This window comes from Allobosea sp. 2KB_26 (assembly GCF_052115715.1).
Lineage (GTDB): Bacteria > Pseudomonadota > Alphaproteobacteria > Rhizobiales > Beijerinckiaceae > Allobosea.
The window spans coordinates 65,025-85,851 of sequence record NZ_JBFRHE010000009.1; the positions used below are offsets into that span (position 1 = coordinate 65,025).

Sequence of the window (20,827 nt, forward strand, 5' to 3'; positions counted from 1 at the left end):
GTCTTGGAGAGGTTCGACTGGGATGATCTGCGCTTCTTTCTCGCTGTTGCCCGCTCCGGCCGGCTGACGGCCGCGGCCCGGCGTCTGGGCGCCGATCATGCCACGGTCTCGCGTCGTGTCACCTCTCTGGAGGAATCGCTCAAGGCCAAGCTCTTCGAGCGCCGGCCGCAGGGCTACACCCTCACGGCCCATGGCGAGCGATTGCTTGCCAAGGCCGAGAGCATGGAGACCGAGGCGCTCGCGATCCAGAGCGATATCGGCGGTGCCGACATGGCGCTGGCCGGCACTGTGCGGATCGGCGCGCCGGACGGTTTCGGTACCTGTTTCCTGGCGCCGCGCCTGGCCGGCCTTGCCAAGGCCTATCCCGGGCTCGAGCTGCAGCTCATCGCCATGCCGCGGCTGCTGTCGCTGTCCAAGCGGGAGGCCGATGTCGCGATCACGCTGGCGCCGCCCAAGGAGGGCAAGGTCGTTGCGCGCAAGCTCTGCGATTACCGGCTCGGCCTCTATGCGACGCGCGAGTATCTCGACAGCATGCCGGTGGTCGCGAAGCCCGACGACCTCTTCGAACATCGGATCGTCGGCTATATCGACGACCTGATCTTCACGCCGGAACTCGACTATCTCGACGAGGTCGCCAAGGGCTTACGGGCGCAGGTGCAGAGCTCGAATGTGCTGGCTCAGATGAATGCGGTGGTTGCCGGCGCCGGTATCGGCGTCATCCATCATTTCATGGCGGCGACAGAGGGGCGCCTGGTGCCCGTCCTGCCGCATACGGTGTCGATCACGCGCTCGTTCTGGTTGCTGGTCCATGCCGATCTCAAGGATGTCGCCCGCGTGCGCGCCATCGTCGATTTCATCGTTCGCGAGGCAAAGGCGGCGCGCTCGCTGATGATGGGCGAGCTCAGGATCGAGACGTAGGCGGCAGAGTGACGCTCAGATCCGCCAGGGCAGGACATTCTCTGGCAGGCGCTTGGCGCAAAGGTCGAGCAGCAGCATCACGCAGAGGATCACGGCCGAGGCGCTGATCGCGACCGCTGCCGCCTCGCCGGCGAGCCCGGCTTCCTTCAGGCTGAAGAGCACGACGCCCAGCGTCTCGGTTCCCGAAGACCAGAGCAGCGCCGAGACGGTGAGTTCGTTGAAGGCCACGAGGAACACCATCAACGCACTGACCGTCGCAGCCGGGGCGAGGATCGGCGCCACGATGAAGCGCAGCATCTGCCAAAGCGTGACACCGTCCAGTTTCGCCGCCTCTTCGTGATGCGCCTCGATCTGCGCCATTGCCGCCATCGGGGCTTTCAGCGCCAGTGGCAGGAAGCGCGCGAGATAGGCGAAGAGGATGATGAACGGCGTCGCGTAGATGCTGACGCCGATCAGCGGCAGCGGCTTCAGGAACATCAGGATGCAGGCGATGGCGAGGACCACGCCGGGCAAGGCATAGGGCAGCTCGATAACAAGCTCGACCACACGTCTCGCCTTGCCCATTCGCCGCTCCAGCGCGTAGGCGAAGGCGATCGAGGCCAGCGCAAGGATCACCGCCGCGGTGCCGGCGAACAGGAAGGAATTGCGGAAGGCGCGCGCTGTTACGTCCTGGCGCAACAGCACCTCGGTGAACTTGTCGAAGGTCAGGCTTTGCCAGGATAGTGCGACACCGAGCGCCGGCGTCAGGGCTTCGCCGAGCAAGGCGAGGAAGGGCAGGCCGAGCTTCAGGGCGATCAGCAGCCAGAGTCCGGCCGTGACGAAGGGGCGGGCGCTGCCGAGAGACCAGAAGGGCTGCAAGGGGCGCTCGATCTCGACCTTGCCACCGCGCCGCGTCGCAAGCATGCTCGCGAGAATCCCGAGGCCGGCAACCAGCGCGACAAGCAGCGACAAGGCGGCGGCATCCGGCAGGCCCGCCGGTCCAAAGCTCGAAAGCCGCCGGTAGATCAGGGTTGGCAGGGTGAGATAGTTCACCGGCAATCCGAGCAGCGCCGGGATGCCGAAATTACCGATGCCGGCGACGAAGGCGATCAATCCCGCTGCGACGATCTGCGGGCGCAGGACCGGCAGCAGGATGCGCGCGATGATCGTCGGTGGGGCCGCCCCTTCGAGCTCCGCCGCCTCGATCAGCGAGTGCGGAACGCTGCGCAAGCCGCTCCAGAGCGTGATCGCGACCAGCGGCGCATGATGCAGCGCCATAACCAGGATGATCCCGCCTCGGCCCAGCAGCGGATTGGGCGTCCCCGGCGCCGGTGTCAGGCCAAGCGCGCCAAGAATGGGAGAGTGGGGTGCAGTCAGGCTGAGGAAGGCGAGCGCCGCCACCTGCGGCGCGATCATCATCGAGAAGACGAAGGCGAAGGCCAGCGGACGCTGGCCGCGTATATCCGTCACCGCGAGCAGGATCGCGACGGCGCCGCCAATCGCGAAGGCGCCGAGCGCGGAGAGACCGGCGGTCTCGATGCTGTGCAAGGTCGCGGTCAGAGCGGCCCGGCTGCCGATTTCGGCGAGAGCTGCATCCGGCATGAACCGGCCGCCGGGTGCGAAGGCGGCGAGCAGGAGGCGCAGGAAGGGAAGGCCACCGAAGACCAGGACGCAAAGCGCCACCAGCACGGGCAGCCCGATCCCCGAAGGCAGGTGCAACCCTGGCAGGAGCCGAGATTGCCCGATATGCGGCCGGTCGGAGCGGGCGACGAGGGTCATGCTGCGTCCGGCCTGGCTTGGGCTTACTCGAAGATTGCGCTGAAGCGCTTGCGCGCTGCGGTCTCGTCGGCCAGCGCCTTGGCCGCATCAAACGGCATCAGCTTGATGGCGGCACGCTCCGGATAGCCTGCGGGCAGCGCAACGTCGGGGTGTGCCGCGACATAGCCCTGCTTCAGGGCGAGTTCCTGGCCCTCCTTCGAGATCAGGAAATCGACGAACGCCTTGGCGGCTTCCGGATTTCTGGTGCTCTTGAGGATGGCGACCGGTTCGCTGACGGCGGAGACGCCCTCGCTCGGGAACACGAACTCGACCGGCGCGCCCTTGGCCTTCTCGCGGATCGGCATGAAGTCGACGATCATGCCGTAGAGCTTCTCGCCGGTGGCGACCTGCCTGAGGATATCGCCATTGCCACCTGCTGCCAGCGCACCGTTGTTCCTGAGGGTTTCATAATAGCCCCAGCCACCGGGCAGGCTGCCTGCGAGCGTCATGGTGTGGATCAAAGCTGCGCCGGAGTTCAGTGGGCTCGGCATGGCCAGCAGGTTCTTGACCTCCGGCTTGCCGAGGTCCAGCCAGCTGGTCGGCTTCAGTCCCGCCTTGGTGTTGTAGACGATGCCGGTGGTGATCAGCTTGGTCGCGAACCACATCTTCTGGGGGTCGTGAATGCCGGCGGGATAGGCCGATGTCGCGGCGGCCTCATGCGCCAGCAGCCGGTTCTCCTGCTTCAACCCCTCCATCGTCACCGAATCGGCGATCAGAAGAACATCGGCCTGAGGCGCGCCGGCCTCGATCTCGGCCCTGAGCTTGGCCATAATGCGCGGCGTGCCGTCGCGCACGAAGCTGATCTCGACCTTGGGGTATTTCGCCTTGAAGGCGTCGATGGTCTGCTGGGCGTCGGTATTGGGTTGGCTGGTGTAGAGAACCAGCTTGCCCTCGGCAGCCTGGACAGGAAGAGGGGCCAGGCAAAGGGCAAGGCCCGTCGCAGCCAGAGCGATCATCGCCTTCGAATGCATTATCTTTCTCTCCTGTCCGTCGGCCGGCCGGCCTCAGGCACTCGCGGTAGACCGCGTATATGACACATCCGTGACCTGTCATCACCGGGGCCGCATGCGGCGGCGTAACTGCTCCACAACGTGCTGGTGCAGCGCCGGGCCGGCTGCCCGGTCTGCCCGAATTTCCCGCATCTCTCCGGCTTGTTTGTCGAACGGGTTTTCGACTAGTCTCCTCAATGAAGGCGTACCAAAACGTCGAATTTAAACGTTTGAAATGGGAGGTTCTCAATGAAATCCATGCGTTATCTCGTGACCGGCGCAGCCTTCGCGGCGATCGCCGCCGGCTGGTCCGGCGCCGCCGTTGCGCAGGAAACGGTGACGGTCTGGTTCACCAAGGGATTCTACAAGGGCGAGGACGATGCCCTGCTCGCGGTGGTCGACAAGTTCCAGAAGGCGACGGGCGTCAAGGTCGACCTCTCACTCTATGCGACTGAGGATTGCGTGACCAAGTCGGTCGGCGCCGTCGAGGCCGGAACGCCTCCCGATGTCGGCTTCTGCACCACCTACGATTTCCGCACGACCGGCAAATGGGCCTTCGACGGCAAGCTTGAGGACGTCACTGACGTGATCGAGCCGATGAAGGCCGAGTTCCAGCCGCAGGCGCTGGCGACGACCTTCCTGATGAACAACAAGGCCGGCAAGAAATCCTATTACGCCTTCCCCGTCGAACAGCAGATGATGCACATCACCTACTGGAAGGACATGCTGGAGGAGGCGGGCTTCAAGGAAGCGGACATTCCCAAGGGTTGGGACGGCTATTGGGATTTCTGGTGCGACAAGGTCCAGGGCGCGCTACGGGCCAAGGGCAAGCGCATCTACGGCATCGGCCATCCCATGGGCGTCGCCGCCTCCGACACCTTCTACAGCTTCCTGACCTTCGCCAACGCCTTCAACGCGCAGGTCGTCGACGAGAACGGCAAGATCGTCCTCGATCAGCCCAAGAACCGGGCCGGGATGATCGAGGCGGTCAAGGCCTATGCGAACATCTTCCAGCGCGGCTGCACTCCCCCCTCGTCCGTGAACTGGCTCGACCCCGACAACAACGTCGCGTTCCACAACCGCACGACCGTCGCCACGCACAACGCCACGATCTCGATCGCCGGCAAGCACATGGACGACATGAACAATCCGGCGCTGACCGCCGAGCAGCGGGCGACAGCGAAGAAGAACTACGAGGAGAACATCCGTACGGCCGAGTTCCCGAGGAAGCCGGATGGCAGCCCGATGACGAACCTGGCGGCGGTCAAGACGGCCGTGATCTTCGCCGATGCGAAGAACAAGAAGCGCGGCAAGGAGTTCATGGCCTTCCTGATGAAGGACGAGAACCTGCGTCCCTTCGTCGAGGGCTCGGTCGGCCGCTGGGTGCCGACGACGCTCAAGGGCATCGAGGCTCCGTTCTGGTCCGATGGCAAGGACCCGCACCGTGCGGTGGTCTACAAGCAGTACAAGGACGGCACTGTTCCGTTCCAGTTCGTCTACAACTACAATTTCACGACCGTGAATGCCGAGAACGTCTGGGCCAAGGCGGTGAACCGCGTTGTCCAGGACAAGATCTCGCCCGAACAGGCCGTGGACGAGATGATCGCTCGCATCAAGCAGATCGCCGGCTGATCCCGACGACCTGAACGACCGCGAAAACGGCATCCCGCGGCGAAATGCGCCGCGGGATGCCGACCCGTCGAAAGAATGCGGGGCCTCGGAGGACGACTGATGACCGCCACCACCATGTCAGCGCCGGCAACGACATCGGCCGAAATGACCTCAGGCCACACGCGAGACAGGGCGCTCTGGGGCGCGCTGATGCTGATGCCCTATATCCTCGTCTTCGCCGTGATGGTGGTCTACCCGGTCGGTTACGGCCTCTGGCTGGGGCTCAACTGGCAGTCCTATCGCGCGCTCTTCGCCGACCCGATCTTCCTTCGCACGGTGGTGAACACCATCATCTTCCTGTTCGTGGCAGTGAACCTCAAGTTCCTGCTCGCGCTCTGGCTCTCGGGCTTCTTCGTGCAGCAGCGCGCCTGGGTGCGCATCGTGCTGGTGCTGTTCATCCTGCCCTGGGCCGTGCCCTCGATCCCGACCATCCTGTCCTTCCGGGTGATGCTGAACCCGGAGAACGGTATGCTGAACCAGCAGCTCTTCCACTGGTTCGGCATCGTCGAGGGGCCGGGCTGGCTCACCGACCCGACACTCGCCTTCGCGAGCTCGATCATGGTCCATATCTGGAAGTCTCTGCCGTTCTGGACGCTGATCCTGGTCACAGGCCGGCTGGCGATCTCGCAGGATCTCTATGAGGCCGCGAGCGTCGACGGCGCCAACGGATGGCAGCAGTTCCGCTTCATCACCTGGCCTTCGCTGGCAACGCTCTATGTCACTTCGACCATGCTCTCGATGATCTGGACGCTGGGCGACTTCAACAGCGTCTACCTGCTCACCGGCGGTGGGCCGGGCGACTTGAACCATGTGCTCGCGACGCTCGGCATCCGCTACATGCGCAACAACAACCTGGATCTCGGTATCGCCTCGATCATCGTCGCGATGCCGCTGATCCTGCCGATGGTCTTCGTGATGGTGAAGCGCCTGTCGAAGGGAGCCGAGTGATGAAAAAGGTTCTCGACGAAGGCAAGCTGATCCTGATCGCCATCCCGGTCCTGCTCTGGACCCTGCTGCCGATCTACCACCTCTTCGTGCTCTCGATCTCCAATCAGGAGTCGATGCTGGCCGGCAAGCTCTGGCCTGATCAGCCGACGCTCCAGAACTTCCAGATCGTCTTCAAGCAGCAGCATTATTACCTGACCAATTTCTGGCTGCAGATGTTCAACAGCTTCTTCATCGCCGTGGCCACGGGGCTGCTGACGCTCTTCGTTGCGACCTGTGCCGCCTTCGCCATCGCCCGGCTGCGGGTCAGGGGCGGGCGCACCATTATGAACCTGGCATTGGCGACCTATCTCATCCCCGCCGCCTTCCTCGCCATCCCGATGTACAAGGCGATGGGCTCCTACGGTTTGCTCAACACGCAGACCGCGCTGATCCTGGCCATGGTCGCGCTGGCTTCGCCCTATGCGATCTGGGTCCTGAAACAGGCCTCCGACAAGCTGCCGAAGGAACTCGACGAGGCGGCGATCATGGATGGCGCGACGTCGCTGCAGCTCTTCCGCATGGTCTATCTGCCGCTGATGAAGCCTTCGATGGTGGTCATTGGCATCTACGCGCTGCTGCTCGCCTGGAACGAGTATCTCTACGCCTTCCTGCTGCTCTCGAGCGAAAAGGCGGTGCCTCTGGCGGTCGGCCTCGGGCTCTTCCTCTCCGCGGATGACGCACCCTGGAATCTGCTGATGGCTGCCGGCCTGCTCTACGCCATCCCTCCGGCCGTGATCTATTACGGCTTCCGCAAGAATATGGTCGGGGGCCTGACATCGGGGGCTGTCAAGAGCTGACCCATCTGCGCCGCGCGCGCAGCTGTCCTTCCGGCCTACTCGCTTGACCGGGCCGGAAGAGCGCCGCAGGTTTGACCATTGTTCAAGACACCGATTTCGGCAGGATCGCCATGACCGCTTCCAAGCTCGACCAGCTCCGCAAGATGACCACCGTCGTCGCCGATACCGGCGACATCGAAGCAGTGCGCCGTCTGAAGCCTGTCGATTGCACCACGAATCCGACCTTGCTGCTCAAGGCCGTCGAAACCCCGGCCTATGCCCATCTCGTCGACGAGGCGATTGTCTGGGGCCGGAAGGCTGCCGGTTCGAGCGAGGCCCGCGTGCATGCGGTTTGCGACCGGCTCGCCGTGACCTTCGGCGCCGAACTCGCCGGGATCGTCCCCGGGCGGGTCTCGACCGAGGTCGATGCCGATCTCTCCTTCGACACGCAGGCGAGCATCGACAAGGCCCGCGCCATCATCGCCGCCTACAAGGAGCGCGGCGTCGGGCGGGAGCGCATCCTGATCAAGATCGCCTCGACCTGGGAGGGTATCCAGGCGGCCAGGGTGCTGCAGGGCGAGGGCATCGACTGCAACCTGACCCTGCTCTTCTCGCTTCCGCAGGCCATCGCCTGTGCGGATGCGAAGGCCTTCCTGATTTCGCCGTTCGTCGGTCGAATCCTCGACTGGCACGTCAAGGCCGGTGGCGGCCCCTACACGGCGGAAACCGATCCCGGCGTGGTCTCGGTCCGCACCATCTATGCCTATTACAAGGCCTACGGCATCGACACGGTGGTGATGGGCGCCTCCTTCCGCAACACGGGCGAGATCGAGGCGCTGGCGGGTTGCGACCGGCTCACCATCGGCCCCGGCCTGCTCGACGAGCTCGCTGCGGCGCAGGGCGATCTGCCGCGCAGGCTCTCGCCGGACAATTCCGGGAAGGCGCCCGCGAAGCTGCAGCTCGATGAGAAGGCGTTCCGCTTCGCGCTGAACGAGGATGCGATGGCGACGGAGAAGCTCGCCGAAGGCATTCGCGGCTTCGTCAAGGACCTGCGCGGCCTGCGCAAGCTGGTCGATGCCCGTCTCGAGGGCGCCAAGGCTGCTTGATGACGGCACTTGTCATCATCGACGTCCAGCGCGACATCCTGGCCGTGCCGGGAGCTGCGCGCGCAGTCGTCGGGGAGCGCTTTGCGAAAGTGCGCGAGCGCCTGGCCGAGTTGATCGGTCGCGCGCATGCTGCCCACCGCCCGGTGATCTTCATCCAGCATGACGGCCCGGCCGGGCACCGCCTGGAAACCGGGACTCCCGGCTGGGAACTTCATCCCGGCCTGCCGCGACACCCGGGTGACATCGTCGTTCACAAGACGGCCTGCGATTCCTTTCACGACACCGCCCTGCAGGTCGTGCTCGCGGAGCGGAGGATCGGCCATCTCGTGATCGCCGGGTTGATGACGCAGTATTGTGTCGATACCACCTGCCGGCGCGCCGTCGGCCTGGGCTTCGATGTCACGCTCGTCGCCGATGCGCACACGACGGCCGACAGTGAGGCGCTGCAAGTCGAGCAGATCGTGGCGCATCACAATGCCCTGCTTGACGGCTTCGATGCCGGTTCCGCGACGATCCGCGTCAGGCCGCTGGCTCAGGTCACGTTCGCCTGATTGGCGGTCGGGCGCGGTCGCCAAGAGCCCGCTCGGACGGCTGGGAACGGTCGATGAACTGGCCGAGCTCGTCGCCTGGCTGGCGAGTGAGCGCTGCAGTTTCTCTACCGGCGCCGTTTTCGATCTTTCGGGCGGTCAGGCAACCTATTGAGAATATTCGCAGTTCGCTCCTAGGGGCGACCGGAGTTGACGGCGAGCCCCGGTGGTGGGAGCCTTCGTGAAGTTCCACTGGGGGCTTGGTCATGTCGGACGTACCCGCGCATCAACCACCTTCTCTCGGTACGCATCTCCTGCCTTTGCGACGTAACTGGGGCTGGCTGCTCGCAGCCGGTATTGTACTGGTCATCCTCGGCGTGCTCGGGCTTGGCGCTTCCGCCTTGCTCAGCGTCGCCAGCGCCATCTGGTTCGGCGCGATGATGTTCGCAGGCGGCGTGGTCATGCTGATCGATGCCTTCCGGCACAGCGGCTGGAAAAGCCTGCTGATGCATGTGCTGATCGGTCTGCTCTATCTTGGCGTCGGCATCATGACCTTCATCAACCCGGTCGTGGCGACGGCGTCGCTGACGCTTCTGGCGGGGTGTGCCCTGGTCGCAGCCGGCGTCTTCCGCATCATCGTCGCCTTCCAGACGCGGCCGACGCCGGTCTGGATCTGGGTGCTGATCTCCGGGCTGCTTTCACTCGCCTTGGGCGGGATGATCCTGGCGCAATGGCCGGCCTCGAGCTTCTGGGTGCTCGGCACCTTCCTCGCGATCGAGCTGATCTTCCAGGGCTGGGCCTGTATCGCATTGGCCACGGCGATCCGTTCGACCTTCAATGGCGCCGCCGCAAGGCGAGCGACGGCACAGGCAGGCTAGGGCGGCATCACCTTTGCGTGTGCCGGGCCAGATGCCGCGGCCCGGCCATCATGGGCGCGACAATGGCGGCATGCTGCGTTATGTCGCCCTCGTGATCCCCGCCTTGGTCGTCGCCGAGCCTTCGGCGGCGCAAACGACTTGGCGCATCGAGCGCGGGGCCACCGATATCAGCTTCGTGACCCGCCGCTTCGGGGCGGTCGTCGCGACCGGCCATTTCACGCATTATGACGGGACATTGGCGCTCGATTTCGATCGGCCCGAACGGAGCCGCATCCGGGTCACGATCGAGACGGGTTCGCTCCAGGCCGGCTCTGCCCTCATGGATGGCTTCATCAAGGGCGAGAGCATGCTCGATACCGGGCGCTATCCGACCGCGAGCTTTACCTCCGTTGCGGTGACCCGCACCGGCGACCGCAGCCTCGAGATACGCGGGCAGCTCACCATCCGTTCGATCACCCGGCCGATTACGGTGATGGCTGTCGTCGATGGCGACATCGACAGGGCCAGGCGCGGCGACAAGCTGCCCTTCCACGCCAATGGCACCTTTCTGCGCCCTGCGTTCGAGCTCGGCCGGGAGGTCAATGTTGTCGATGACGCGGTCGAGCTTGAGATCAAGGGGCAGCTTGCGCGATGAGCGGGGTGGAGGGGAGGCCGACGCGCTGGCATCCCGCCCTCGTCGCGCTGCATTGGCTGACATTGCTGCTGGTCGTTGCCCAGTTCCTGATCGCTTCGCCGATGCGCGATGAAAGTCGTAACCTCGTCGAGCGTTTCGAACTCTTCCAACTGCACAAATCAGTGGGATTGACGGTCGCAGGCATGATCGTGCTGCGGCTTGTCCTGCGCCTGGTCGCCCCTGAGCCGCCGCCGGCGAATGCCGGGCGATGGCTGCGGCGCGCCAGCGACGCGGTCCATGCGGGCCTGTATAGCTGCCTGATCGCGCTGCCTGCCACGGGACTGCTCATGGTGTCGGCAGCGCCACTGCAGATCCCGACGCTCTATTTCGGCTGGTTTGCCGTCCCGCATCTCATGGGGCCCGACAAGGCGACCTATCAGCTGATGCAGGTTCTGCATGCCTGGGCGGGCAATCTTCTCCTCGCGCTCGCCGCGATTCATGTCGCGGCGGCGCTGGTTCACGTCCTGATCTGGCGTGATGGTCTGCTGCGCCGCATGTGGTTCGGGCGCAGATGGGTCGCGCTCCGCGGCGATCAGCGCTGAGCGGCGAAGGCTTCCTCGCGGATCGTGGAGAGCGACTTCGCCGGCGTGATCGCTTCGGGATCGAGCAGGCAGTGGATGATCGCCGGCTTGCCGCTGGCCACCGCACGCTCGAAGGCCGGAGCGAACGCGGCCGTGGTCTCGACGCGTTCGCCATGGCCGCCGAAAGCCTTGGCATAGGCCGCGAAGTCCGGGTTCTTCAGCGTCGTTGCCGAGACGCGGCCAGGATAGTGCTTCTCCTGGTGCATGCGGATCGTGCCGTACATGCCGTTGTCGACGACGACGACGATCACCGGCAGCTCGTACTGCACGGCCGTCGCGAAATCCTGCCCGTTCATCAGGAAACAGCCATCGCCGGCGAAGGCGACCACCGTTCTCTCGGGAAACAGCCGCTTGGCGCCGATTGCCGCCGGCACGCCATAGCCCATCGAGCCGGAGGTCGGCGCGAGCTGCGTCGCAAACTTGGTGAAGCGATGGAAGCGATGCACCCAGGTGGCGTAATTGCCGGCGCCATTGCAGAGGATCGCGTCGTCGGGCAGGTAGCGACGCAGCCAGGTCACCGCCTCGCCCGGATGGAAGGCGCCGGGTACCGGCGCGGGCTGCTCGCTCCAGGCGAGATAGGCATCATGCGCTTCGGCGGCCGCACCCGCCCAGTTGATCGTTTGCGGCGGATGGACCGTCTCCAACGCTGCGCAGAAGGCGGTCGGCGAGGCATTGATCGCGAGGCTCGGCCGGTAGACGCGGCCGAGTTCTTCGGGATCGGGATGGACGTGCACCAGCGGCCGGCCGGGATTGGGGATGCCGAACAGCGTGTAGGACTGGCTCGGCATCTCCGACAGGCGCCCGCCGACGAGCAGCACGAGATCGCTGTCCTGGATGCGCTTCAGGAGCTTCGGATTGGGGCCGATGCCGAGATCGCCGGCAAAGTTCGGATGGTTGGCCGGGAACAGCATCTGCCGGCGGAAGGAGACCGCGACCGGCAGATCGAAGCGCTCGGCAAAGCGCTGGAAGCGCTCGATCGCCTGCGGGTTCCAGCGCGAGCCGCCAAGGATGGCAATCGGGGATTTCGCGGCCCAGAGGCGCTTCTGCAGGTCAATCGTCTGCAGCAGCGAGGGATGGGTTTCGGTGACCTGGTAGGGTTCTGCGTCCGCGACGTCGGCGAGGTCGGTCAGCACGTCCTCGGGCAGCGCGATCACCACCGGGCCGGGGCGGCCGGCGGTCGCGACATGGAACGCACGGCTGATGATCTCGGGAATGCGGGCGGCGTCGTCGATCTCGGTTGCCCATTTCGTCATGGTGCCGAAGACGGCGCGGTAGTCGAGTTCCTGGAAGGCCTCGCGCTCGCGCATGCCGCGCTCGATCTGGCCGACGAACAGGATCATCGGGGTCGAGTCCTGGTCGGCGATATGGATGCCCGGCGAGGCATTGGTCGCGCCGGGGCCGCGGGTGACGAAGCAGATGCCGGGCTTGCCGGTGAGCTTCCCGGCAGCCTCGGCCATCATCGCGGCGCCGCCTTCGGCGCGGCAGATGGTGACCTTCAGCTTCGCGTCATGCAGCGCGTCGAGCACGGCGAGATAGCTCTCGCCGGGCACGCAGAACGCGTCGGTCGCGCCATGAATCAGCAATTGGTCGACGAGGATCTGCCCGCCAGTCCGTTCAGCCATGTGTATGTCCTCCCCAGGCGGGGTCGTTCAGGATGTCGTCTTGATGTTCGCCGAGGCGAGGGCTTGGCCGCGAGGCGACCTGCCGTTCGCCGTCGATGACAATGGGCGAGGCGACGGTCGGGATCGCGCCCTTGGCCGCAGCCTCTGCAGGCAGGTCGACCTTGATGCCGCGCGCCACCACCTGCGGATCGGCAAAGACCTCGTCGATCGTGTTGATCGGTCCGGCCGGCACGCCAGCCTCTTCCAGAGCAGCCAGAAGCTCTGCCTTGTGGCGGCGGGCGGTCAGCGAGGCCAGCATCGGGATCAGGATCGCGCGGTTGGCGACGCGGCCCTTGTTGTCGGCATAATCGGCATGGCTGCCGAGATCGGAACGGCCGAGCACGTCGCAGAGCCTGCGATACTGTCCATCATTGCCGGTTGCGATGATGATGTGCCCGTCTGCGACGGGAAAGACCTCATAGGGCACGATATTGGGATGGGCGTTGCCGAGCCGGGCCGGAGCTTTTCCCGAGACCAGGTAGTTCAGCGCCTGGTTACCGAGAACGGCGACCTGCGTGTCCATCAAGGCAAGGTCGAGCGTCGCGCCCTCGCCGGTGGCATCGCGGCGCCGCAACGCCGCCAGGATGCCGACGGTCGCATAGAGCCCGGTGAAGATATCCGTCTTGGCATAACCGGCCTTGGTCGGCTGGCTGTCGGGCTGGCCGGTGATCGACATCGAGCCTGCCATGCCCTGGATCAGGAAGTCGTACCCGGCGCGCTCGGCATAGGGCCCGTCCTGGCCGAAGCCGGTGATCGAGCAATAGATCAGGTTCGGATGGAGCTTGCGCAGCGAGGCGGCGTCGAGCCCGTATTTGGCGAGCCCGCCGACCTTGAAGTTCTCGATCACCACATCCGCATGACCGGCGAGCTTGCGCACCAGGGCGCGGCCCTCTTCCGTGCGGAAATCGGCCATGATCGAGCGCTTGCCGCGGTTGGCGCTGTGGAAATAGGCCGCCGAGAGCGTGCCGCCATCGACGCCTTCGACGAAGGGCGGACCCCAGTTGCGCGTGTCGTCGCCCTCGGGGCTTTCGACCTTGACGACATCGGCGCCGAGATCGGCCAGCAACTGGCCGATCCAGGGGCCGGCAAGGATGCGCGCGAGTTCGAGGACGCGCAGGCCGGCGAGGGGAGGAGTCGTCATCAGGTCATTCCGGCTTCGAGGCTGCCGTCATGGCCGGGTTTGGCCCAGCCATCCCTTGAAGGGTGCGCGGCAAAAGACATGCCTGGGGCAAGCCCCAGGCATGAGGTCGCGGCTCAGAAGAACGCCTGCAGCCCGGTGACGGCGCGCCCGAGGATCAGCGCGTGGACGTCATGCGTGCCCTCATAGGTGTTGACCGTTTCCAGGTTCGCGGCATGGCGCATGACGTGGAACTCGATCGAGATGCCATTGCCGCCATGCATGTCGCGGGCCTGGCGGGCGATGTCGAGCGCCTTGCCGCAATTGTTGCGCTTCACCAGCGAGATCATCTCGGGGGCCATCCTGCCGTCGTCGAGCAGGCGGCCGACGCGAAGCGAGCCCTGCAGGCCGAGCGTGATCTCGGTCAGCATGTCGGCGAGCTTCTTCTGGTAGAGCTGGGTCTGGGCCAGCGGCTTGTTGAACTGCTTGCGGTCGAGCCCGTACTGGCGGGCGCGGTGGAAGCAGTCCTCGGCGGCGCCCATCACGCCCCAGGAGATGCCGTAGCGGGCGCGGTTGAGGCAGCCGAACGGCCCCTTCAATCCAGAGACGTTCGGCAGCAGGTTCTCTTCCGGCACGATGACGCCGTCCATGACGACCTCGCCGGTGATCGAAGCGCGCAGGCTGAGCTTTCCGCCGATCTTCGGCGCGCTCAGGCCCTTCATGCCCTTTTCGAGGATGAAGCCGCGGATCTGGTTGTCATGCGCGGCTGACTTCGCCCAGATCACGAACACATCCGCGATCGGCGAGTTCGAGATCCACATCTTCGAGCCGGTCAGCTTGTAGCCGTCGGCCACCTTCTCGGCGCGGGTCTTCATGCCGGCAGGGTCGGAGCCAGCGTCAGGCTCGGTCAGCCCGAAGCAGCCGATCCACTCGCCGGAGCCGAGCTTGGGCAGGTACTTCTTGCGCTGGTTCTCGTCGCCATAGGCGTAGATCGGGTACATCACGAGCGAGGACTGCACGCTCATCATCGAGCGATAGCCGGAGTCGACGCGCTCGACCTCGCGGGCCACCAGCCCATAGGAGACGTAGTTGGCGCCGGCGCAGCCATATTCCTCCGGCACCGTCACGCCGAGCAGGCCGAGCTCGCCCATCTCGTTGAAGATGGAGCGGTCGGTCTTCTCCTCGAGATAGGCCTCCGAGACGCGCGGGAGCAGCTTCTCCTGCGCGTATTGGCGGGCCGTGTCGCGGATCAGGCGCTCGTCCTCATTGAGTTGGTCGTCGAGCAGGAAGGCATCGTCCCACTGGAATTCCGCGAGCTTATGGCTGGCGGAGTGGCTGCGTGCGGCTTCGGCCATGGTTTCTCTCCCGTTCGCTCAGGCGTCGACGTCGAAGCTGACGCCCTGCGCCAGCGGCAACGTCGTGCCGTAGTTCAGCGTATTGGTAGCGCGGCGCATATAGGCCTTCCACGCGTCCGAACCGGCCTCGCGGCCGCCGCCGGTCTCCTTCTCGCCGCCGAAGGCTCCGCCAATCTCGGCACCCGAAGGGCCGATATTGACGTTGGCGATGCCGCAATCCGAACCTTCGCCGGAAACGAAGGTCTCGGCCTCGCGCATGTCGAGGGTGAAGATCGAGGAGGAGAGGCCGGCACCGACCGCGTTCTGCAGCGCGATCGCCTGGTCCAGCGTCTTGTACTTCATGACATAGAGGATCGGCGCAAAGGTCTCGCGCTCGACTGGGCCGGTCTGCTCGGGCATCTCGACCAGCGCCGGGCGGACATAGAAGCCACCGCTGCCGACATCGACCTTCTCGCCGCCCTGGACCTTGCCGCCGGCAGCCTTGGCTTCGCCAAGCGCCTTCTGCATGCCCTCATAAGCAGCCTCGTCGATCAGCGGCCCGACCAGCACGCCGGCCTCGCGGGGGTCGCCGATCTTCACCGAGCCATAGACCTTGATCAGGCGCGGGATCAGCGCGTCATAGACGCTTTCATGGACGATCAGACGGCGCAGCGTGGTGCAGCGCTGGCCGGCCGTGCCCATCGCAGCGAAGGCGATGCCGCGCAGCGCGATATCGAGATCGGCCGAGGGCGCCACGATCGCGGCATTGTTGCCGCCGAGCTCGAGAATGGCGCGGGCGAAGCGCGCGGCGAGCTTCTGGCCGACTTCCTTGCCCATCCGGGTCGAGCCGGTGGCGGAGAGAACCGGCACGCGATGATCCTGGACCAGCGCGTCGCCGATTTCGCGACCGCCGATCAGGACTTCCGACAGGCCGACCGGAGCCTCGGGGCCGAAACGCTTCATGGTGCGCTCGACGATGGCCTGGACGGCGAGAGCCGTCAGCGGGGTCTTCTCGGAGGGCTTCCAGACGACGCTGTCGCCGCAGACGAATGCAAGCGCCGCATTCCAGGACCAGACGGCGACCGGGAAGTTGAAGGCCGAGATCACGCCGCAGACGCCGAGCGGATGCCAGGTCTCCATCATGCGGTGGCTCGGCCGCTCGGTGGCGATGGTCAAGCCGTAGAGCTGGCGCGAAAGACCGACCGCGAAATCGCAGATGTCGATCATCTCCTGGACTTCACCGAGCCCCTCGGAAGTGACCTTGCCGGCTTCGAGCGTCACCAGCAGGCCGAGATCGGTCTTGGCGCTGCGCAGTTCCTCACCGAGCAGGCGGACGAACTCACCACGGCGCGGGGCCGGGACCTTGCGCCAGGCCAGAAAGGCAGACTGTGCGCGGCCAATCGCCGCCTCGGTTTCGGCAACGCTCGTCTCGCGCAGGGTCGCCACCGTCTCGCCGGTGATGGGGGAGCGTGCGGCAAGACCCGCGGAGGCGAAGGCGGTGTCCGGCACGCCAAGACGCTTGAGCAGCGCGAGCGCATCCTGCGGCAAAGATGAAGCCATGTCCTGGTTCCGACCTGTCGATTGCTAGTATGTCAAATGGCGCGGGACAGAGCCGCCGCGCCGGAAGGGCGCAGAATGCCCTCTTCCGGCGGCGCTCGGCAACAGATATGTTCTCACGAGTTGATGAGAATAGCTCATGATCTTTGATCTCGTTCCCGGCCGCCTTTCAGTGCCCTCCCTGTCGGCGCTCGCCGCCTTCGAGGCGGCTGCGCGCCATGGCAGCTTCACGCGCGCGGCCGAGGAGCTGAACCTGACGCAAGGGGCGGTCAGCCGCCAGGTCGCGCATCTCGAGCAGGTACTCGGCGTCAGCCTGTTCCAGCGCGTCAAGAAGCGCGTCAGCCTGACGCCGGCCGGAAGCGCCTATGCGACGGAGATCCGCGATGGGCTCTCGCGCCTTGCGGCCGCAACCGTCTCGGCCATGGCCTTTCGTGGCGCGGCCGGCGTGCTGCATCTCGGTATCCTGCCGACCTTCGGCACACGCTGGCTAATCCCGCGTCTGCCGCGCTTCATCGAGGCCCATCCCGGCGTCACCATCAACTTCACGACCAAGCTGGTGCCCTTCGATTTCGGGCGCGAGCCGATCGATGCAGCCGTGCATTTCGGCGATCCGGTCTGGCCCGGCGCGGTGCTGCACCGCTTGATGGGGGAGGAGGTCGTTCCCGTGGCGGCGCCCGCGCTGGTCGAGCGCCTGGGCTTGAAGGAGCCGGCGGACATGCTGCGTGCGCCGCTGCTGCAGCAGGCGACGCGACCCAGGGCCTGGGCGAACTGGCTGGAAAAACAGGGGCTGCCGCCGGAGCGGGCGCTGATGGGGCCGCGCTTCGAGCAATTTGCCATGGTCTCACAGGCGGCCGTGGCTGGGTTGGGCCTTGCGATCGTGCCGCGTTTCCTGATCGAGGAGGAGTTGCGGTCCGGAGCCCTCGTCGTCCCGGTCGACCGACCGGTCAGCGGTACGGAAGGCTATTACCTGGTCTATCCCGAGACCCGCGCCGCGCTGCCGGCGGTGATCGCCTTTCGCGACTGGCTGCTCGGCGAATTCGGGCTCACGGCCTGAGTACTCGACAAGCCGGCGCAGTCGCGTCATTCATGCGTGGAATTCACCAACCTCGGCCGCGGAGCGTCGCGGCCCGAACTGCGCAGGGCTGACATGCCGTCCTTTCCCGAGACCGCCGATGTCGTGATCTGTGGAGGCGCCGCCATCGGTTCCTCCGTCGCCTATCATCTCGCTGCCGACCCTGGCTTCAAGGGCAAGGTGGTGGTTCTGGAAAAGGATCCGACCTACCGCTACTCCGCCTCGGCGCTCTCGGCGGCATCGATCCGGCAGCAGTTCTCGAGTTCCGTGAACATCCGCATTTCCCTCCACGGCATCGATTTCTTGCGCAATATCGGGACGCATCTCGCCGTCGATGGCGAGGTTCCGGCCATCGATCTGCATGAGGGCGGTTACCTCTATGTCGCGAGCGGCGAGGGAGCCCCGGTCCTCGCCTCGAACCAGAAATTGCAGCAGGACGAGGGCGCCGATATTGCGCTCTATGCTGCGGAAATGTTGCGCAGCAAATTTAGCTGGCTCAATGTCGAGGATCTCGCCTGCGGCACCTATGGAATCAGCGGGGAGGGCTGGTTCGATGGCTGGGCCCTGCTCCAGGCTTTTCGCAGGAAGGCCCGGGCGCTCGGTGTCGAGTACCGCCAGGGCGAGGCGGCACACTATATCGTGGAAGGCGGGCGCGTCGTCGGTGTCGAGCTTCGCGATGGCAGTCGCATCGGCTGCGGCGCGGTCGTCAACGCCTCGGGCACGCATGGTGCGCGGCTGGCGGCAACGGCCGGCATCGCGATTCCCGTCCGGTCGATGAAGCGCTACGTCTTCAGCTTCACCTGCAAGGGCGAGGTCGATAATTGCCCGCTCCTGATCGACACCTCCGGTGCCTATTGCCGGCCTGAGGGCAAGCGCGGCAGTGAGGGGCAGATGTTCATTTGCGGCGCCTCCCCGCCGGCTGAACTCGATCGCGAGTGGATCGAGACCGATGCCGATGTCGAGGATGTTGACTGGTCCTTCTTCGAGGAGCATGTCTGGGCGCCGCTCGCCCATCGTGTGCCCGCCTTCGAGGCGATCAAGCCCGGTCGTGCCTGGGCCGGGCCCTATGACATGAACGAACTCGACGGCAACGCCATCCTCGGCCCGGCTGTCGGCCTGCCGAACCTCTATCTTGCCAACGGTTTCTCGGGGCATGGCCTGCAGCAGTCCCCGGCTGTGGGACGGGGGCTTGCCGAGCAGATTGTGCATGGCGGCTATCGCACGCTCGATCTTGCCGATCTTGGCCATGAGCGCATCGTCGCGGGGCGGCCGCTGACGGAGGCCAATATCATCTGAGGAGGCACGCATGGTCGATCCGGCCTATGTCCAGACCATGGCGCGCTACAACGCCTGGCAGAACCGGAGCCTGTGCGATGCGGCCGATACGCTTGACGAGGAAGGCCGCCGTCGCGATCGCGGCGCCTTCTTCAAGTCGATCCATGGAACGCTGAACCATGTCCTCTGGGCCGACGAAATCTGGCTGCATCGGCTGATCGGAACGCCAAAGCCGCCGATCAGCGGCCGCGATGCGCCGATCTATGTCGATGACTGGGTCGAGTTCCGCCGCCGGCGTGCCGAGCGCGACGAGGCGATCCTGGCCTGGACCGCCACAGTTGACGCCAACTGGCTGCGCGGGACCCTGATCTGGTATTCTGGGGCCGCCGGCCGCGAACTCGGCAAGCCGCGCGCCTTTGCGCTCATGCACATGTTCAACCACCAGACGCATCATCGCGGGCAGGTCCATGCCATGCTGACCGCTGCCGGCGCCAGGCCCGAGGATACCGATCTCCTCCTCGTCGACGAGCTGCGCTGAACGACCTCCCAGCTCAGGCCTGCTTGGTCCGTTTCGACCGGGGCGCTGTCTTCACGGGCGCGGGCCCTTCGCCGTCTTCTTTGGCTTCCGGCACGGTCGCGGTCGTATTCTGGCTCAGCTTCTGAAACAGCCCGAGCCCGACCATCGCCAGCACGGCGAGCAGGACCAGCAGGCCGGGATAGACGACATCGCTCATCGCGGTCCGCGACGCCTTGGTGATCAGCACCAGCGATTCCAGACTGAGCGCAATGATGATGATCGTCATGAACTTGGTCAGCGAGCCGCGCGCCTCGGCCGGGCGCCGCAATTCGCGATCGCTGATCACCTCTTCCTCGAACAGGAATTTGCCGACATCGGCGACAGCGACCGCAATGATCACGAGGCCGATCCCGTCGAGCATGGTCTCGAGCGCGCCGTCGCCGGTCCGGAAGCCGGTGAAAGTTCGCCAGACCGCAACCACCATCAGCATCACCGAGGCGGCAAGCAGCGAACCCGCAATGGCGGTGTAGAGGACGCGGCTGAAGAGCAACATGGCGCTGTCTGTCCGGGGCAATTCGGGCGGTTGGCGTGAGAAACGGGCATGGCGGCCCGCTGTTCCATGCCGCTTGTCGATTGTGCCGGTTCGATGCAGGTTGCCGGCGCCGTTTCGGAGACCCGCCATGCCTGAGCTCTCGAGCCTGCTTGCCTTCGCCCTAATCGCGTTCGGCATGGTGCTGACGCCCGGCCCGAACATGATCTACCTGATCTCGCGCTCGATCTCGCAGGGGCATGCTGCCGGGCTGATCTCGCTCATCGGCGTCGTGCTCGGCTTCGTCATCTACATGCTCTGCGCCACTTTCGGCATCACGGCGCTGCTCTTCGCAGTGCCTTATGCCTATGACGCGCTACGCTTCGGCGGTGCGGCTTATCTCCTGTACCTCGCCTGGCAGGCCCTGCGGCCGGGTGGCCGCTCGCCTTTCCAGGTTCGCGAACTGGTGCCTGATGGACCGCGCAAGCTCTTTGCCATGGGCTTCCTGACCAGCCTGCTCAATCCCAAGATCGCGATGTTCTATCTCGCGCTGCTGCCGCAATTCATCGATCCCGCGGCGGGCAATGTCCTGACGCAGTCACTGGTGCTCGGCGCGATCCAGATCGTGATCAGCGGCAGCGTCAATACCCTGATCATCTTCACCGCCGGCAGCATTGCCCTCTTCCTTCGCACGCGGCCGTTCTGGTCGGTTGTGCAGCGCTGGCTGATGGGCACCGTGCTTGCCGGCCTCGCTGTGAAGATGGCGACGGAAGCACAGCGCTAGCTCACAGCCGCGTCAGGGACCGTTCCACACATCGTGCAAGCGCCCGGGCTCAAGCCGGCCATGGGCGACGCAGCAAGG

At 65.4% G+C, this 20,827-nt stretch carries 20 protein-coding genes and 1 pseudogene; 14 read left to right on the forward strand and 7 right to left on the reverse strand.

The window, feature by feature from the left end; translation table 11 throughout:
* Positions 1-3: 3 nt before the first annotated feature.
* Positions 4-918 (forward strand): LysR family transcriptional regulator, encoded by a 915-nt coding sequence (locus tag AB4099_RS22250; RefSeq protein WP_441479656.1) that lies wholly within the window; start codon positions 4-6, stop codon positions 916-918.
* Between the two features lie 15 nt (positions 919-933).
* Here AB4099_RS22250 and AB4099_RS22255 read toward each other — a convergent pair whose 3' ends face one another.
* A complete protein-coding gene (locus AB4099_RS22255; protein ID WP_441479657.1) occupies positions 934-2,676 on the reverse strand; it encodes an ABC transporter permease in 1,743 nt (580 codons plus the stop codon).
* A 23-nt stretch (positions 2,677-2,699) separates the two neighbouring features.
* Positions 2,700-3,686: an ABC transporter substrate-binding protein gene (locus tag AB4099_RS22260; protein ID WP_441479658.1), complete on the reverse strand. Its 987-nt coding sequence runs from the start codon at positions 3,684-3,686 to the stop codon at positions 2,700-2,702.
* 276 nt (positions 3,687-3,962) lie between these two features.
* On the opposite strand from AB4099_RS22260, the gene AB4099_RS22265 reads away from it, so the two are divergent.
* From AB4099_RS22265 to AB4099_RS22305, 9 genes and pseudogenes are all read left to right on the forward strand, one after another.
* Complete coding sequence (locus AB4099_RS22265; RefSeq protein WP_441479768.1) at positions 3,963-5,336, forward strand: ABC transporter substrate-binding protein; 1,374 nt, start codon at positions 3,963-3,965, stop codon at positions 5,334-5,336.
* Positions 5,337-5,435: 99 nt separating this feature from the next.
* Positions 5,436-6,323 (forward strand): carbohydrate ABC transporter permease, encoded by an 888-nt coding sequence (locus tag AB4099_RS22270; protein ID WP_441479659.1) that lies wholly within the window; start codon positions 5,436-5,438, stop codon positions 6,321-6,323.
* On the forward strand, positions 6,323-7,159 hold the full coding sequence (locus AB4099_RS22275; RefSeq protein WP_113515117.1) for a carbohydrate ABC transporter permease: 837 nt from the start codon (positions 6,323-6,325) through the stop codon (positions 7,157-7,159). The genes AB4099_RS22270 and AB4099_RS22275 overlap by 1 nt, the downstream gene beginning before the upstream one ends.
* A 110-nt stretch (positions 7,160-7,269) precedes the next feature.
* Positions 7,270-8,244 carry a transaldolase gene (gene tal, locus AB4099_RS22280; protein ID WP_441479660.1) on the forward strand — a complete coding sequence of 325 codons (975 nt, stop codon included), beginning with the start codon at positions 7,270-7,272 and terminating at the stop codon, positions 8,242-8,244.
* A complete protein-coding gene (locus AB4099_RS22285) occupies positions 8,244-8,795 on the forward strand; it encodes a cysteine hydrolase family protein (protein WP_441479661.1) in 552 nt (183 codons plus the stop codon). The genes tal and AB4099_RS22285 overlap by 1 nt, the downstream gene beginning before the upstream one ends.
* 16 nt (positions 8,796-8,811) lie before the next feature.
* A pseudogene (locus AB4099_RS22290) lies at positions 8,812-8,946 on the forward strand (SDR family oxidoreductase); the annotation flags it as partial.
* 91 nt (positions 8,947-9,037) lie between these two features.
* A complete protein-coding gene (locus AB4099_RS22295; protein ID WP_113515121.1) occupies positions 9,038-9,649 on the forward strand; it encodes an HdeD family acid-resistance protein in 612 nt (203 codons plus the stop codon).
* Positions 9,650-9,719: 70 nt separating this feature from the next.
* Positions 9,720-10,283 (forward strand): YceI family protein, encoded by a 564-nt coding sequence (locus AB4099_RS22300; RefSeq protein ID WP_441479662.1) that lies wholly within the window; start codon positions 9,720-9,722, stop codon positions 10,281-10,283.
* Complete coding sequence (locus AB4099_RS22305) at positions 10,280-10,864, forward strand: cytochrome b (protein ID WP_441479663.1); 585 nt, start codon at positions 10,280-10,282, stop codon at positions 10,862-10,864. Before AB4099_RS22300 ends, AB4099_RS22305 begins: the two co-directional genes overlap by 4 nt.
* Here AB4099_RS22305 and AB4099_RS22310 read toward each other — a convergent pair.
* From AB4099_RS22310 to amaB, 4 genes are all read right to left on the reverse strand, one after another.
* Entirely contained in the window at positions 10,855-12,525 is a 1,671-nt protein-coding gene (locus AB4099_RS22310) for a thiamine pyrophosphate-binding protein (RefSeq protein WP_441479664.1), read from the reverse strand. The genes AB4099_RS22305 and AB4099_RS22310 overlap by 10 nt on opposite strands.
* Positions 12,518-13,705, reverse strand: coding sequence for a CaiB/BaiF CoA transferase family protein (locus AB4099_RS22315; protein WP_441479665.1), 1,188 nt, complete (start codon positions 13,703-13,705; stop codon positions 12,518-12,520). The genes AB4099_RS22310 and AB4099_RS22315 overlap by 8 nt, the downstream gene beginning before the upstream one ends.
* Positions 13,706-13,818: 113 nt before the next feature.
* Positions 13,819-15,036 (reverse strand): acyl-CoA dehydrogenase, encoded by a 1,218-nt coding sequence (locus tag AB4099_RS22320; RefSeq protein ID WP_113515131.1) that lies wholly within the window; start codon positions 15,034-15,036, stop codon positions 13,819-13,821.
* A gap of 18 nt (positions 15,037-15,054) precedes the next feature.
* Positions 15,055-16,575, reverse strand: coding sequence for an L-piperidine-6-carboxylate dehydrogenase (amaB, locus tag AB4099_RS22325; RefSeq protein ID WP_113515133.1), 1,521 nt, complete (start codon positions 16,573-16,575; stop codon positions 15,055-15,057).
* Between the two features lie 136 nt (positions 16,576-16,711).
* Here amaB and AB4099_RS22330 point away from each other — a divergent pair, with 136 nt between their 5' ends.
* The 3 genes from AB4099_RS22330 to AB4099_RS22340 all read left to right on the forward strand — a co-directional run bounded on the left by AB4099_RS22330 (position 16,712) and on the right by AB4099_RS22340 (position 19,457).
* Complete coding sequence (locus AB4099_RS22330; RefSeq protein ID WP_113515135.1) at positions 16,712-17,626, forward strand: LysR family transcriptional regulator; 915 nt, start codon at positions 16,712-16,714, stop codon at positions 17,624-17,626.
* Between the two features lie 93 nt (positions 17,627-17,719).
* Complete coding sequence (locus tag AB4099_RS22335; protein ID WP_113515137.1) at positions 17,720-18,940, forward strand: NAD(P)/FAD-dependent oxidoreductase; 1,221 nt, start codon at positions 17,720-17,722, stop codon at positions 18,938-18,940.
* 10 nt (positions 18,941-18,950) lie between these two features.
* Complete coding sequence (locus AB4099_RS22340) at positions 18,951-19,457, forward strand: DinB family protein (protein WP_441479666.1); 507 nt, start codon at positions 18,951-18,953, stop codon at positions 19,455-19,457.
* 13 nt (positions 19,458-19,470) lie between these two features.
* Here the strand turns inward: AB4099_RS22340 and AB4099_RS22345 are convergent, their stop codons facing one another.
* The gene (locus tag AB4099_RS22345) at positions 19,471-19,989 is read right to left on the reverse strand and encodes a hypothetical protein (protein ID WP_162768135.1); all 519 of its coding nucleotides are present in this window, start codon (positions 19,987-19,989) and stop codon (positions 19,471-19,473) included.
* A 127-nt stretch (positions 19,990-20,116) separates the two neighbouring features.
* Here AB4099_RS22345 and AB4099_RS22350 point away from each other — a divergent pair, with 127 nt between their 5' ends.
* Positions 20,117-20,749: a LysE family translocator gene (locus AB4099_RS22350; RefSeq protein ID WP_113515143.1), complete on the forward strand. Its 633-nt coding sequence runs from the start codon at positions 20,117-20,119 to the stop codon at positions 20,747-20,749.
* Positions 20,750-20,827 lie beyond the last annotated feature (78 nt).